This window comes from Spirillospora sp. NPDC000708 (genome assembly GCF_040299565.1).
Lineage (GTDB): Bacteria > Actinomycetota > Actinomycetes > Streptosporangiales > Streptosporangiaceae > Spirillospora.
On the sequence record NZ_JBEPCJ010000071.1, the window covers coordinates 1 to 14,698 of the forward strand.

General features: G+C 72.9%; 14 protein-coding genes. 3 read left to right on the forward strand and 11 right to left on the reverse strand.

The features are described 5' to 3' along the window. Positions 1-259, reverse strand: a 259-nt coding sequence (locus ABT299_RS37055; RefSeq protein ID WP_500253582.1) for an ATP-binding cassette domain-containing protein, incomplete at its 3' end; no start/stop codon positions are given. Then, on the reverse strand, positions 256-864 hold the full coding sequence (locus ABT299_RS37060) for a PadR family transcriptional regulator (protein WP_433139882.1): 609 nt from the start codon (positions 862-864) through the stop codon (positions 256-258). The genes ABT299_RS37060 and ABT299_RS37055, both read right to left, overlap by 4 nt. Before the next feature lie 138 nt (positions 865-1,002). Between ABT299_RS37060 and ABT299_RS37065 the strand changes: the two genes are divergently transcribed. Next, a complete protein-coding gene (locus tag ABT299_RS37065) occupies positions 1,003-1,815 on the forward strand; it encodes a hypothetical protein (RefSeq protein WP_190865090.1) in 813 nt (270 codons plus the stop codon). A gap of 131 nt (positions 1,816-1,946) precedes the next feature. Here the strand turns inward: ABT299_RS37065 and ilvC are convergent, their stop codons facing one another. The 5 genes from ilvC to ABT299_RS37090 all read right to left on the reverse strand — a co-directional run bounded on the left by ilvC (position 1,947) and on the right by ABT299_RS37090 (position 8,424). Next, on the reverse strand, positions 1,947-2,930 hold the full coding sequence (gene ilvC, locus ABT299_RS37070; RefSeq protein ID WP_190865092.1) for a ketol-acid reductoisomerase: 984 nt from the start codon (positions 2,928-2,930) through the stop codon (positions 1,947-1,949). A gap of 78 nt (positions 2,931-3,008) precedes the next feature. Continuing rightward, on the reverse strand, positions 3,009-3,533 hold the full coding sequence (ilvN, locus tag ABT299_RS37075; protein ID WP_190865099.1) for an acetolactate synthase small subunit: 525 nt from the start codon (positions 3,531-3,533) through the stop codon (positions 3,009-3,011). A gap of 5 nt (positions 3,534-3,538) precedes the next feature. Beyond that, complete coding sequence (locus tag ABT299_RS37080; RefSeq protein WP_347257013.1) at positions 3,539-5,290, reverse strand: acetolactate synthase large subunit; 1,752 nt, start codon at positions 5,288-5,290, stop codon at positions 3,539-3,541. Positions 5,291-5,530: 240 nt separating this feature from the next. Then, entirely contained in the window at positions 5,531-7,825 is a 2,295-nt protein-coding gene (locus ABT299_RS37085) for a putative bifunctional diguanylate cyclase/phosphodiesterase (RefSeq protein ID WP_500253583.1), read from the reverse strand. Next, positions 7,723-8,424, reverse strand: coding sequence for a hypothetical protein (locus tag ABT299_RS37090; RefSeq protein WP_500253584.1), 702 nt, complete (start codon positions 8,422-8,424; stop codon positions 7,723-7,725). The genes ABT299_RS37085 and ABT299_RS37090 overlap by 103 nt, the downstream gene beginning before the upstream one ends. A 484-nt stretch (positions 8,425-8,908) precedes the next feature. Between ABT299_RS37090 and ABT299_RS37095 the strand changes: the two genes are divergently transcribed. Continuing rightward, the gene (locus tag ABT299_RS37095) at positions 8,909-9,991 is read left to right on the forward strand and encodes a PQQ-dependent sugar dehydrogenase (protein WP_190865105.1); all 1,083 of its coding nucleotides are present in this window, start codon (positions 8,909-8,911) and stop codon (positions 9,989-9,991) included. Here the strand turns inward: ABT299_RS37095 and ABT299_RS37100 are convergent. From ABT299_RS37100 to gatC, 4 genes are all read right to left on the reverse strand, one after another. Continuing rightward, a complete protein-coding gene (locus tag ABT299_RS37100) occupies positions 9,988-10,746 on the reverse strand; it encodes a DUF4253 domain-containing protein (RefSeq protein WP_500253585.1) in 759 nt (252 codons plus the stop codon). The genes ABT299_RS37095 and ABT299_RS37100 overlap by 4 nt on opposite strands. 198 nt (positions 10,747-10,944) lie before the next feature. Beyond that, positions 10,945-12,429, reverse strand: a complete 1,485-nt coding sequence (gene gatB / locus ABT299_RS37105) for an Asp-tRNA(Asn)/Glu-tRNA(Gln) amidotransferase subunit GatB (RefSeq protein ID WP_190865142.1) — start codon at positions 12,427-12,429, stop codon at positions 10,945-10,947. Positions 12,430-12,443: 14 nt separating this feature from the next. Continuing rightward, complete coding sequence (gene gatA / locus ABT299_RS37110; protein WP_500253586.1) at positions 12,444-13,943, reverse strand: Asp-tRNA(Asn)/Glu-tRNA(Gln) amidotransferase subunit GatA; 1,500 nt, start codon at positions 13,941-13,943, stop codon at positions 12,444-12,446. After that, on the reverse strand, positions 13,943-14,242 hold the full coding sequence (gatC, locus tag ABT299_RS37115) for an Asp-tRNA(Asn)/Glu-tRNA(Gln) amidotransferase subunit GatC (protein ID WP_151543432.1): 300 nt from the start codon (positions 14,240-14,242) through the stop codon (positions 13,943-13,945). Before gatC ends, gatA begins: the two co-directional genes overlap by 1 nt. Before the next feature lie 185 nt (positions 14,243-14,427). Between gatC and ABT299_RS37120 the strand changes: the two genes are divergently transcribed. Beyond that, on the forward strand, positions 14,428-14,679 hold the full coding sequence (locus ABT299_RS37120; RefSeq protein WP_190865112.1) for a DUF6458 family protein: 252 nt from the start codon (positions 14,428-14,430) through the stop codon (positions 14,677-14,679). Positions 14,680-14,698: the final 19 nt, after the last annotated feature.

A 14,698-nucleotide genomic window follows, 5' to 3' on the forward strand; every position in this document is an offset into this window, starting at 1 on the left:
TGGCGCCGCGCCGCACCCCCGCCCGCGCGCCCGCCCCGAGCGCGCCGAGGTCGGCGCCCGCGACGGCGACCCGGCCGGAGGTCGGCGCGTCCAGCCCGCCGGCGAGCGTCAGCAGCGTCGACTTGCCGGAGCCGGACGGGCCCATCACCGCGACGAACTCGCCCTCCGCGACGTCGAGGCTCACGTCACGCAGGGCGTGCACGAGCCCGGCGCCCGTCCCGTGGTCGCGGGACACGTCCCGCATCGCGAGCACGCTCACCGGCTCGTCTCCTCGATCGGCGCGTCCTGCGGCGCGGCGGCGGGCGGGCCCGCGGGCGGGCTCGCGGACGGGGCGGCAGGCGCTGTCCGGACGACGAACGCCTCGCAGTGGTCCAGCCAGCGGACCTCGGCCTCCGCCTGGAAGATCATCGACTCCAGGACGAGGCGCCAGGCGCGGTCGCCCCGGTCGGACGGGTCGGCGGGCGCGGCGGCCTTCACCCGGGTGAGGTCCTGGAGGGTGCGCAGGGTGGCGGTGCGCTGCGCCTGGACGACCTGGCGGACGTCGACGCCGGGCGCGGTGACGGCCATCGCCAGCTTGATCGCCAGCTCGTCGCGGGGCCGGTCGGCGCGGGCCACCGGGGTGGCGAACCACTCCCGCACGTCCGCCTCGCCCGCCGGGGTGATCCGGTAGACGAACCGCCCCTCGTCGTCGGCCCCGACGCGGGTGACCAGTTCGTCGCGTTCGAGCCGGGACAGCGTGGAGTACACCTGCCCGATGTTGAGCGGCCAGGACGATCCGGTGGACGCCTCGAACTCGGCGCGCAGCTGGTAGCCGTAGCGGGGCCCCTGGGACAGCAGTGCCAGCAGGCCGTGTCGTATGGACATGAACACCGAGTATGCATACGCGGTATCCCTGGCGCAATACCGCGTATGCATCCCGAAGGACACGCTACCGGAATTTCACTGTGCGCGACCATCTCACGCCTTACCGTGACCATGTCCCCGGACGATCAGGAGAGAAGCGTGACCTCCGACAGCACGATCAGCGTCCTGCGCGACGTCCTGCGCGTGTACGACCACCGGTACCTCGATCTCGACCGCCGGCAGCGGGAGCGGCTCGTCGACGGCACCCGCCGGGTCATCGGCGACGAGGGCCTCAGCGACGCGGCCCGCGCCGCGCTGCCCGCCGCCGACCGGCTGCGCGCGTTCTGCATCCAGTACGGCCTGCGCGAGGAGCTGGAGCGGCTGATCCGCGACGAGGTGGAGGGCAGCCCCGCGGGCGCCGTCGTGGTCGGCGGCCGGATCTACGCGATGTACCCCTACCTGCGCGGCGTCCCCCGGCAGGACGCCGACATCACCACCGAGGTCGGCGTCGAGCACCGCCTCGACGCGGTGTGCTGGCAGGGCCGGCGGGTGCGGATCCGCGGCACCGCCGCGCTCGAACGGGTCGAGACGAACCGCACGGTCGTGGACGTGATCCTGCGCGAGCGGACCACCGGCAAGGAGCACGTCTTCCCCGCAGGCCCGCGCTCCGCGCCGGACACCGGCACCGGCGGGTTCGAGGCGTTCGCCGACCCGTCCGGCGTCGCGCCCGGCCGCTGGGACGTGCACGTCGCCGCGACCGCGCACGGCGTGACCCGCGAGGCCCGCTTCGGCTCCCGCCGCGCGGACGGCCTGAAGACCGCGCCGCAGCGGCGCCCCGTCGGCGCGCACCACGTCTCGGTGTACTTCACCAAGGGCGGCCACCTGGCGCTGGTGGTCCGCGAGGACGCCGGCGCCACGTCCCTGCGCGCCCGCATCCGCCGCCGCCTCTCCCGCGCCTCCGCGCCCCGCTGAACCGCGCGCGGGACCGCGAGCGGCGCCCGAGTACGAGCGACGCGCGAGACGCGCCGCGCCGGGAACGAGCGGCGCCCGGGAACGCGACCGGGGGCGGGCGCCGCGCGCCCGCCCCCGGTCGACCGGAACGACTAGTCGTTCAGCCAGCTCATCATCGGGCGCAACTCCGCACCGGTCTTCTCGATCGGGTGCTCGGCGAGCTGCTCGCGGTACTTGCCGAACTGGGCCTGGCCGCCCTCGAACTCCTCCACCAGCTCCTTGGCGTACTCGCCGGACTGGATCTCGCCGAGGATCTTCTTCATCGCGGCCTTCGTCTCCGGCGTGATCACGCGCGGGCCGCGGCTGTAGCCGCCGTACTCGGCGTTGTCGGAGACCGACCAGTACATCTTGGAGATGCCGCCCTCGTACATGAGGTCGACGATCAGCTTCAGCTCGTGCAGCACCTCGAAGTAGGCGACCTCCGGCTGGTAGCCGGCCTCGGTCAGCACCTCGAAACCGGCCTTGACCAGCTCGGACGCACCGCCGCACAGCACGGCCTGCTCGCCGAACAGGTCGGTCTCGGTCTCCTCGGTGAAGGTGGTCTTGATGCCGCCCGCGCGCAGGCCGCCGATGCCCTTGGCGTAGGACAGCGCCAGCGGCCACGCGTTCCCGGAGGCGTCCTTCTCCACCGCCACGATCACCGGGACGCCGCGGCCCGCGACGAACTGGCGGCGGACGAGGTGGCCCGGGCCCTTCGGCGCGACCATCGCCACGTCCACGCCCTCCGGCGGCTGGACGAGGCCGTACCGGATGCTGAAGCCGTGCCCGAAGAACAGCGCGTCGCCCTCGACGAGGGCCGGCTTGATGTCCTTCTCGAAGATCTCGCGGTGGTGGTGGTCGGGGGCCAGCAGCATGACGAGGTCGGCCTCCTCGGCCGCCTCGGCGGGGGTGACCACGCGCAGGCCCTCGGCCTCGGCCTTCTCCCGGCTGGCCGACCCCTCGCGGAGCCCGACCCGCACGTCGACGCCGGAGTCGCGCAGCGACAGGGCGTGCGCGTGCCCCTGGCTGCCGTAACCGATGATCGCGACGTGCCGGCCCTGGATCACGCTCAGGTCGGCGGCGTCGTCGTAGAACATCTCAGCCACAGTGCTGTTGCCTTTCTTCGATGTGGTTGTACGTCTCGGGCCGGGCCGCGCCCGGTCGGGCGTCCGGTTTCAGGCGCTGCGCTCGATCGCGCGCAGCGAGCGGTCGGTGATGGACCGGGCGCCGCGTCCGATGGCCACCATGCCGGACTGGACCAGCTCCTTGATCCCGAACGGCTCGAGGACCTTGATGAACGCGTCCAGCTTGTCGCGGTTGCCGGTGGCCTCGATCGTGACCGCGTCGGGCGCGACGTCCACCACCTTGGCACGGAACAGCGTGACGGTCTCGAGGACCTGCGAGCGCGTCTCCGCGTCCGCCCGGACCTTGACCAGCACCAGCTCGCGCTGGACCGACGCCGACGGCTCCAGCTCGACGATCTTCAGCACGTTGATCAGCTTGTTCAGCTGCTTGGTGACCTGCTCCAGCGGCAGCTCGGCGACGTTCACCACGATCGTCATCCGGGAGATGTCCGGGTGCTCGGTGGTGCCGACCGCGAGGGACTCGATGTTGAAGCCGCGGCGCGAGAACAGGGCCGCGACCCGCGCCAGGATGCCCGGCTTGTTCTCCACCAGGACCGAGAGGGTGTGCGAGCTCATCGCGGTCAGTCTCCGTTCTCCCACTCGGGCGCCATGTCCCGCGCGATCTTGATGTCGTCGTTGGTGGTGCCGGCGGCGACCATGGGCCAGACCATCGCGTCCTTGTGCACCACGAAGTCGATCACGACGGGGGCGTCGTTGATCTCCATCGCCTTGGCGATGACGTCGTCCACGTCCTCGGCCTTCTCGCAGCGCAGCCCCACGCAGCCGTAGGCCTCGGCGAGCTTGACGAAGTCGGGGATCCGCTTGGCGGTGTGCAGGTTCGTGTTGGAGTAGCGGCCGTCGTAGAACAGCGTCTGCCACTGCCGGACCATGCCGAGGTTACCGTTGTTGATCACGGCGACCTTGACCGGGATGCCCTCGATCGCGCAGGTGGCCAGCTCCTGGTTGGTCATCTGGAAGCAGCCGTCGCCGTCGATCGCCCAGACCGTCGCGTCCGGCGCGCCGACCTTGGCGCCCATCGCCGCCGGGACCGAGTACCCCATCGTCCCGGCGCCGCCGGAGTTCAGGAACGCGCCCGGCCGCTCGTACTTGATGAACTGCGCCGCCCACATCTGGTGCTGGCCGACGCCCGCGACGTAGTACGCCTCCGGGCCGGCGAGCTGCCCGATCCGCTCGATGACGTACTGCGGGGACAGCGTGCCGTCCTCGGGGGTGTCGTAGCCCAGCGGGTAGGTCTCGCGCCACGCGTTGAGCTGGCGCCACCAGTCCTCGTAGTTCCCCTTGCGGCCCGCCTCGTGCTCGTTCTGCACCGCGACGATCAGGTCGGCGATGACCTCGCGGGCGTCGCCGACGATCGGGACGTCCGCGTGCCGGTTCTTGGAGATCTCCGCCGGGTCGATGTCGGCGTGCACGACCTTGGCGTGCGGGGCGAACCCGTCGAGCTTGCCGGTGACCCGGTCGTCGAACCGGGCGCCGAGCGCGATCAGCAGGTCCGAGCGCTGCAGCGCGCCGACCGCGCCGACCGCGCCGTGCATGCCCGGCATGCCCATGTGCAGCGGGTGGCTGTCGGGCAGCGCGCCCTTGGCCATCAGCGTGGTGACGACGGGGGCGCCGGTCAGCTCGGCGAGCACCTTCAGCTCGGCGGCCGCGCCGGCCTTCAGCACGCCGCCGCCGACGTACAGCACCGGGCGCTCCGCCTCGACGATCAGCCGTGCCGCCTCGCGGACCTGCTTGGAGTGCGGCCGGGTGACGGGGCGGTACCCGGGGAGCTGGAGCTGGACGGGCCACTGGAACTCGACCGTGGCCTGCATCGCGTCCTTGGCGATGTCGACCAGGACGGGGCCGGGACGGCCGGTGCCGGCGATGTGGAACGCCTCGGCGATGGTGCGGGCGATGTCCTCGGCCTTGGTGACCAGGAAGTTGTGCTTGGTGATCGGCATCGTGATGCCGGCGATGTCGGCCTCCTGGAAGCCGTCGGTCCCGATGAGGGAGGTCGCGACCTGGCCCGTGATGGCCACCATCGGCACCGAGTCCATGTAGGCGTCGGAGATCGCGGTGACCAGGTTCGTCGCGCCCGGCCCGGAGGTGGCCATGCACACCCCGACCTTGCCGGTGACCATCGCGTAGCCCTGCGCGGCGTGGCCGGCGCCCTGCTCGTGCCGGACGAGGATGTGGCGCAGCTTGTTCGAGTCGAACAGCGGGTCGTAGGCCGGGAGGATCGCGCCCCCCGGGATGCCGAACACGGTGTCGACGCCGACGTTCTCCAGGGCGCGGACCAGCGCCTGGGCTCCCGTCATCTGTTCGGTCGTCATGATCCTGTTTCCTTGGGAGAGAAGTCTGGGGCTCGCCGGGCAACAAAAAACCCCCGCCGCCGGAAGCGGTCGAGGGGAGGCGCGCAGGTCGGTGAGCTTGGTCAGCCTGCGCGCCGACCAAGTACTACGAGGATGATGGTGGTGTTCTGCACGGAGCCACTTTCGCCGAGATCCGGCCCCCGGTCAAATCCGTGGACAGGAAATCTCGGCATCTGAGACGAATTCCCAGCGGAGCCGGCCGCCTCAGCCCGGCAGCGGAAGCGGCAGATCGCCTGGTAGATCCTGTGCCGCGAGGTTCGTCCGGACCAGCGACTCCACCCGTCCGGCGGCCATCGGGCGCGCCACCAGGAAGCCCTGGCCGCGCGGGCAGTCCATCGCGCGCAGCAGCTCCAGCTGCTCCGGCCGCTCGATGCCCTCCGCCACCACGGTCAGCCCCAGGTCGCGGCCCAGCCGGACGATCGTCCGGGTCAGCAGCGACAGCGTCTCGTCCGAGCCGAGCCCCGCCACGAACGACGGGTCGATCTTGATGATGTCCACCGGGAGCTGGCCGAGGTAGGCCAGCGACGCGTACCCGGTGCCGAAGTCGTCGATCGCCAGCCGGACGCCGAGGTCGCGCAGCTCCGACAGCCGCGCCACGTTCTGCCCGCCGTCCTCGACGAGCACCTCCTCGCGGACCTCCAGCGTCAGCGCCTGCGGCGGCAGCCCCGTCTCCTCCAGCGCCGCCGCCACCGACTCCACGAACCGGGGCGCGGCGATCTGCCGGGCGGTGAAGTTCACCGACAGGCCCACGTCCCAGGAGTCGCGGCGCCACCGCGCCACCTCCCGGCACGCCTCCCGCAGCACCCAGTCGCCGAGCGGGATCATCAGCCCGGACTCCTCCGCCGGCCCGATGAACTCCTCCGGCGGCACCGACTCACTCCCCCGCCACCAGCGCAGCAGCGCCTCCACCCCGGTCACCCGGGACGTCGCGAGGTCCACCACCGGCTGGAACTCCACCGCGAACTGCTCCTCGGCGAGGGCCCGCTGCAGGTCGCTGCCGAGCTCCAGCCGCCGCACCACGTCGGCGTGCATGTGCGGCGCGAACACCTCGACGCGCCCGCCGCCCAGCTCCTTCGCCCGCGCCATCGCCAGGTCGCCGTTGCGGATCAGGTCCGCGGCGGTCCGGCGCAGCCGCCGGCCCGCGTCGCCGCCCCGGTCCTTCGCCGGGACCGCCGGCGCCTCCTCGTCCCCCGCGAACGCGATCCCGACGCTCGCGGTCAGCACGATCTGCTTGCTGCCGACCTGGTACGGGTCCACCGACAGCACCCGCAGCAGCCGCCCCGCCAGCTCCACCGCCGCGCGGGTCTCCCGGTCGTCCGACGGCAGCTGCACGAGGACCGCGAACTCGTCGCCGCCCCACCGCGCCACCGTGTCGTCGGCCTGCACGTTGGCGCGCAGCCGCCGCGCCGCCTGCGCCAGCACCTGGTCGCCGGCCGCGTGCCCGGCCGAGTCGTTGACGTCGGTGAACCCGTCCATGTCGACGAACACCACCGCGACCCGGCCGCCCGGACGCTGCTGCGCCAGCACCTCCCGGGTCCGCTCCTCGAAGTACGACCGGTTCGGCAGGCCCGTCAGCCCGTCGTGGAAGGTCAGGTGCGCGACCTGCCGCTGCAGCGCCGCCTGCTCGCTCAGGTCGCGGGTGGTGACCAGCAGCCGTCCCGGCGCCTCGCCCGTCCCCGCGTACCGGGAGATCGTCGACTCGGTCGGCAGCCACGTGCCGTCCGCGGCGCGGACCCGGCACGACACCCGCAGCGACCCGGTGGCGCCCGGCCGGTCCCCGCCGGCCGCGTCCTCCTCGTCGAGGAACTCGGTGAACGCCTCCTGGACGCGCGGCAGGTCCTCCGGGTGGATGATCTCGTGCAGCGGTCGCCCGAGCAGTTCCTCGGGCGTGTAGTGGTAGGTGCGCAGCGCGCCCGCGCTCGCGTACTGGACGGTCGCGTCGAGGTCGCAGATCAGCACGGCGTCGTTGCTGCTCTCCGACAGCGCCCGGAAGTGCTCCTCGCTCGCGTCCACGGCGCGGCGCAGCCGCTCGTTCTCCCGCAGCAGCCCCGCGAGCCGCGCCAGCAGCACCAGCGCCGCCGAGCCCGCCACGATCGACACCACCGGCTCCAGCCCGTTGCGGCCGGTCAGCGAGTGCCCGGCGACGAACAGGGAGGCCGCCGCGGCGACCGCCGCCGGCGCCAGCCCGGGGCCGATCAGCCGGCCGCGCTCGTCGGGCTCCGGCGCCGCGTCCTGCGGCAGGGCGTCCGCCGGGACGTCGTCGGACGGGCCGTCCGGCTCCGCCTCCGGCACCGGGCCCGTCCACGGCACCAGCAGGAGCAGCAGCAGCCCGGCGAGCCGCAGGATGTCGGACGGGTCGTCGGACGGGCCGCCGCCGTCCAGCCGGACGAACGTCGTCACCACGTCGGCGGTCGCGAACGCCGCCAGCGCCCCGAACCCCATCCACGCCAGCCGCCGGCGCCCGCGCGCCGCGCCCAGCGCGAACGGCAGCGCCCCCACAGCAGCACCACGTCGATCAGCGGGTACAGCAGCTCCAGCAGGAACTCCGACGCCGACTCCCCCGACTGGTGGTACAGCGAGCTGAAGAGCGCGACCCAGCCCAGCACGAAGATCGCGCACGCGCACACGTAGGTGTCGGCCAGGTACCGCAGCCACATGCCCACGTCGCGGGCCAGCCGCACCGGCACGATCAGGCCGGTGACCAGCGCCACCGCGGCCAGCAGGTAGAACAGGTCCGGCACCGAGAGCGACAGGGCGCTGCGCGAGACGTGGCCGTCCAGCGCGCTGCCGACCGCGCCCGCGAACCAGCCCGCGGCCGCGACCCCGTACCAGCGCCACGACGCCCGCCAGATCCCGCCGGACGACACCCGCCGGAAGATCCCGACGTCGCCGGAGTCGGCGGCGGCGCGCTTCGGCCGCCCGGCCGACATCAGCAGCGAGATCGCCGCGGCGCCCGCGGCGACCGCCTCGGTCCAGGCGAGGAAGGCCGTGCCGCCCCAGCCCAGCAGCGACCCGGTGGCGTACAGGACGCCGACGATCGCGGCCATGGCGACCGGCACCGCCCGCGGCGGCATCCGCCTGGCGTTCTCGCCGCTCATCGCGCCGTGTCCCTTCCTGCCCCGCGGGGAGCTGTCCGTCCCTCGCGGTCGCGGCGGTGCGCCAGAGGGGACTTGGGTCCGGAGACCTCATCCGGTCGCAGGGATAACGGCCGGAGGGTCGTGGATCGTGCCCCGCGCAGGGTCGGCGCGGGACGGCGGCGCATCGGATGCGCCTGCCGGAGATCAGCGACGTTGCTGCACTGCGGGATCACCGTGATGCTCAGAGTACGTTCCGTAGGTCACGGACCGATTGAGGCTGGGCGTCCTCATGGCGACGAACCGCCTCGTCGGCGATCCGTTTGGGATGGCCGAAACGTGATCGTCACCGAATCGGCGCCTTGCCCGGCATCACGCTGGGTGAGCGCATTCGGGACCCCGAGCGCCCCGCGCCCCTCTTGTCCCGCACCGTCCGCTGTGGGGTGCGGAGCGGGACGGTGTGATGCACGCGACAGCGAAGTGTCATGCTGGGACGGGAGGCGTTCTCATGCGCAAGCACCTGATCGTCCTTGCCGCGCTGGTCCTCGCGGGGTGCTCGTCGTCCCCGCCGAAGGACACGGGGAGTGCGCGGACCCCGCCGCCCCTGCCGTCCGGGGGCACCGCCGCGCCGGGGGCGCCCCGCGTTCTGGTCACGGGCCTGAAGATCCCGTGGGCCATCGCCTTCCTCCCCGGCGGTGACGCACTTGTGACCGAACGTGATTCGGCGCGGCTGCTGCGAGTCACCCCGGCGGGCGCGGTGACCCCGGTCGGGACCGTTCCCGGCGTCGACGCGGCGGGCGAGGGCGGGCTGCTCGGCGTCGCCGTCTCCCCCGGCTACGCGCGGGACCACCAGATCTTCCTGTACACCACGTCCGCGACCGACAACCGCGTCGTCCGCGCCTCCTACGACGGCGGCCGGCTCGGCGCCCCGCGCCCGGTCGTCACCGGCATCCCCAAGGGCGAGATCCACAACGGCGGGCGCCTCGCGTTCGGCCCCGACCGGATGCTGTACATCACCACCGGAGAGACCGGCCAGGGCGAGAAGGCGCAGGACCGGAACTCCCTCGCCGGGAAGATCCTCCGCGTCGCGCCCGACGGGAGGCCCGCCCCCGGCAACCCGTTCGGCACCCGCGTGTGGACGTACGGCCACCGCAACGTCCAGGGCCTCGCCTGGGATCCCAAGGGCCGCCTCTACGCCACCGAGTTCGGCCAGGACCGCTTCGACGAGATCAACCTCATCGAGAAGGGCCGCGACTACGGCTGGCCGGCCGTCGAGGGCTCCGGGAACCGCAAGGGCTTCACGAACCCGCTGCTGACGTGGCGGACGTCGGAGGCGTCCCCGTCCGGGCTCGCCTACGCCAACGGCTCCCTGTGGGCCGCCGCGCTGCGCGGCGAGCGGCTCTGGCAGGTCCCGCTGTCCGCGAGCGGCGAGGTGGGCCGCCCCGTCGCCCGGTTCACCGGCTCCTACGGCCGGCTCCGCGCCGTGGTCCGCGCCCCGGACGGCTCGCTGTGGCTCACCACCAGCAACCGCGACGGCCGCGGCACCCCGGCCAGGACCGACGACCGCATCATCACCGTCCCGCCCCGCTAGTCCCACCAGAACGACCAGCTCGCCCGACCCACCAGCCCGGCGGCGTACTCCTCCATGTCGCCGACGCCCTGCCAGATGTTGTCCGGGCAGAACGCCTCGTGCTCGGCGGCCACCGCACGGGCGTGCTCCATCGTCCGCGGCGGTGCGGCCACCGACAGCCCCAGCACGTCGAAGCCCACCATCACCACACGCGCCCCGAACCGCTCCTCCCAGGACCGCAGCACCGCGGATATCTCCGCCGTCCGGCAGTGATTGACCGGCCCGGACCACCCCATGACCGTCAGGGTGTCGGCTCCCCGCGCGGCCGGCGCGAGCCCGAGCAGGAACTCCGCGTCCTCCGCGCCCGCCTCGGCGGACACTCTGGCGCATTCGTCGGCGTCCTCCACCCCTTCGCCCGGCGAGGCGAGCCCGGGCCACGGGACGGGCCGGTCCTCCACGCCGGACTTGCCGCCGCCCCGGTCGCCGCTCAGCAGGACCTCGGCGTCAAGGGCGTCGATGTCGGCCACCGACTCGCCGACGAACAGCTCCCCGTCGTGCCAGGGCCGGGTCGGCTGCCCTCCGAGCGTGTCCAGCAGCAGCGGATACAGGCCCGTGTCCGCGCGCTCGTCGTACAACCGGCACCAGAGCCCGCCCAACCCGGCCCTCGGCTCGTCCGACACCCACAGCGCCATGACGCCCTCAGGGCCCTCCTCGGGCGCGACCAACCGGCCGGACGGCAACCCGGCGGGCAAGGCCGGAAACGCACTCTCCACCATGCCCGCGAAAGCTAGCGGACGCCTACGACAGGGAGCGGGACCCCGGCTCAGTCCGGTCGTACGTGCTGGAAATGCCAGACGAGCATGGCGGGAACGGCGGCGTTCGCAGCACCCGCCGCTTCAGGGATCATGGCGGCCATGGGGTGGCGACCGGATTTCCGCCGCCCCGCGGGCGTGCCCGCGAGGCGGCGGGAACCGTCAGGACGCGCCGAGCTTCTCGAGGATCAGCTCGCGGGCGCGGCCGGCGTCGGCCTGCCCGCGGGTGGCCTTCATCACGGCGCCGACGAGGGCGCCGGCGGCGGCGACCTTGCCCGACCGGACCTTGTCGGCCACGGCGGCGTTGTCCGCGATCACCTGGTCGATGATCGAGGCGAGCTCGCCCTCGTCGCTGACGACCTTCAGGCCGCGGGCCGCGACGACCTCGTCCGGGCCGCCCTCGCCGGCGAGGACGCCCTCGAACACCTGCCGGGCCAGCTTGTCGTTCAGCTCGCCGGCGGACACCATCGCCTGGATCCGCGCGACCTGCTCCGGCGTGATCGGCAGCTCGGCCAGCTCCACGCCCTGCTCGGTCGCGCGCCGCGACAGCTCGTTCATCCACCACTTGCGGGCCGCGCCGGCGTCCGCGCCCGCCGCGATCGTCGCCTCGATCAGGTCGACGGCGCCGGCGTTGACGACGTCCCGCAGCTCCAGGTCCGACAGGCCCCACTCCCCCTGGACGCGGCGGCGCCGCGCGGCGGGCAGCTCCGGCAGCGACGCCCGCAGCTCCTCCACCCACTCCCGCGACGGCGCCATCGGCACCAGGTCGGGCTCGGGGAAGTAGCGGTAGTCCTGCGCCTCCTCCTTGCTGCGCCCGCTCGTGCTGCGGCCGGTGTCCTCGTGGAAGTGGCGGGTCTCCTGGATCACCCGCCCGCCCGCGTCCAGCACGCCCGCCTGCCGCTCGATCTCCGACCGGACGGCGCGCTCCACCGAGCGCAGCGAGTTCACGTTCTTGGTCTCGGTGCGGGTGCCCCACTCCGACGCGCCGCGCGGCATCAGCGACACGTTCACGTCGCAGCGCATGGAGCCCTCCTCCATGCGGACGTCCGAAACCCCGAGCGACCGCACCAGCTCGCGCAGCTCCGTCGCGTACGCGCGGGCCACCAGCGGCGCCTTGTCGCCCGTCGCGGCGATCGGCTTGGTGACGATCTCCACCAGCGGGATGCCGGCCCGGTTGTAGTCCACCAGCGAGTGGTCGGCGCCGTGGATGCGGCCCGTGCTGCCGCCGACGTGCAGCGACTTGCCGGTGTCCTCCTCCATGTGGACGCGCTCGATCTCGATCCGGTACGTCTCGCCGTCGACCTCGACGTCCAGGTGGCCGTCGACGCACAGCGGCTCGTCGTACTGCGAGATCTGGAAGTCCTTCGGCATGTCCGGGTAGAAGTAGTTCTTCCGGGCGAACCGGCACCACTCGACGATCGTGCAGTTCAGCGCCAGGCCGATCTTGATGATGCCCTCGATCGCGGCGTGGTTGGTCACCGGCAGCGACCCGGGCAGGCCCAGGCAGACCGGGCAGACCTGGGTGTTCGGGTCCGCGCCGAACGTCGTCGGGCAGCCGCAGAACATCTTCGACGCGGTGCCGAGCTCGATGTGCGTCTCCAGGCCGAGGACGGGCTCGTACTTCGCGAGCGCCTCGTCGTACGGCATGAGTGTCGGGGTGCTCACTTCGCCTCCGCCAGTTCGGGGGCCTTGGCCAGCAGCGGGCCGCCCCAGCGCTCTTCCAGGGCCCGCTCGACGGCGGCGCCCACCCGGTAGACGCGGTCGTCGCCGAGGACGGGCGCCATCACCTGCAGGCCCACCGGCAGGCCCTCGGCGAGGCCGCACGGCACGGAGATCGCGGCGTTGCCGGTGAGGTTCGCCGGGATCGTGCACAGGTCGGCCAGGTACATCGCCATCGGGTCGTCCGCGCGCTCCCCGATCGGGAACGCGGTGGTCGGCGTGGTCGGCGAGACCAGCACGTCCACCTGCTCGAACGCCGCGTCGAAGTCATGCTTGACCAGCGTGCGGACCTGCTGCGCCTTGCCGTAGTAGGCGTCGTAGTAGCCCGACGACAGCGCGTAGGTGCCGAGCATGATCCGCCGCTTCACCTCGGGCCCGAAGCCCTCCGCGCGGGTCAGCGCCATGACCTCCTCGGCGCTGCGGGTGCCGTCGTCGCCGACGCGCAGCCCGTACCGCATCGCGTCGAACCGCGCCAGGTTCGACGACGCCTCCGACGGCGCGATCAGGTAGTAGGCGGGCAGCGCGTACTGGAAGTGCGGGCAGGACACCTCGACGACCTTCGCGCCGAGCGACTCCAGCAGCTCCACGGCCTCGGTGAACCGCGCAGACACGCCCGGCTCGTACCCCTCGCCGGAGAACTCGCGGACGACGCCGACCCGCAGGCCGTCCACGTCGCCGCTGCGAGCCGCCTCCACCACGTTCGGGACGGGCCGGTCGATCGAGGTCGAGTCCATGACGTCGTGGCCGCTGAACGCCTCGTGCAGCAGCGCCGCGTCCAGCACGTTGCGGGCGAACGGGCCCGGCGTGTCCAGCGACGACGCGAACGCGATGATCCCGTACCGGGACGAGCCGCCATAGGTCGGCTTCGTCCCGACGATGCCGGTGACCGCCGCGGGCTGGCGGATCGACCCGCCGGTGTCGGTGCCGGTGGACAGCGGCGCCTCGTACGCCGCGACCGCCGCCGACGACCCGCCCGACGACCCGCCGGGGATGCGCGACAGGTCCCACGGGTTGCGCGTCGTCTTGTACGCGCTGTTCTCCGTGGACGAGCCCATCGCGAACTCGTCCATGTTCGTCTTGCCGAGGATCACCAGGCCGGCCTCGCGCAGCCGGCTCGTCACCGTCGCGTCGTACGGCGGCCGCCAGCCCTCGAGGATCTTCGATCCGGCCGTGGTCGGCATGTCGGTGGTGGTGAACACGTCCTTGTGGGCGATGGGGACGCCGGCCAGCGGGCCGAGCTCCTCCCCCGCCGCGCGCCGCTCGTCCACCCGGCGCGCCTGCGCCAGCGTGGTCTCCGCGTCCACGTGCAGGAACGCCTCGACGCTCCCGTCCACGGCGGCGATCCGGTCCAGGTGCGCCTGCGCGACCTCGACCGCCGACACCTCGCCCGCCGCCATCAGCGCGCCGAGCTCCGCGGCGCCCTTCCGGAACAGCTCCGCCATCAGGCCTCCTCGTCCAAAATCCGCGGGACGCGGAAACGCTGCTGCTCGCTGGCGGGAGCGCCGGCGAGCGCCTGCTCCGGCGTGAGGCACGGCCGGACCTCGTCGGGCCGGTACACGTTGGTCAGCGGCAGCGCGTGCGAGGTGGGCGGGATGTCCTCCGCGGCGACCTCCTGCACCCGCGCGACCGCGGAAATGATCTGGTCGAGCTGGGCGGCGAGATGGTCGAGCTCATCGTCGCCGAGCGCCAGCCGGGACAGCCGGGCGAGGTGCGAGACCTCGTCACGGGTGATGGCGGACATGATGAGAAACCGTTCCTGCGATCGATTGGGATACCCGCCATCCTATTGGCCGGGGCCCCGCCGCCCGAACGCTTTACACCGCCGCGCGCCCGCGCGCCGCCGTCGCGGCGCGGTACGGGCCGTTTCAGATCCTCAGGCGGGGAACGCTCCTCACGTCCACCCCGGGACGACGAGAGGAGTCCGCCGTGACCATCGGCGGCAGCATCGCCCTGATCATCATCGGCGCGATCCTGGCCTATGCGGTCAACTACCAGTTCAGCGGCATCGACATCCGCCTGGTCGGGGTGATCCTGATGATCGGCGGCCTGATCGGGCTGGTCGTCGGGATCGTCCGGATCGCCTCCGCGCGCCGCACCGTGGAGCGCCGTCCGCCGCCCGCGATCCGCGAGGAGCACTACTACGAGGACGACCCCTACGAGACCCGCCGCCGCTACTGAGGCCAGCGCGTTACCCGGG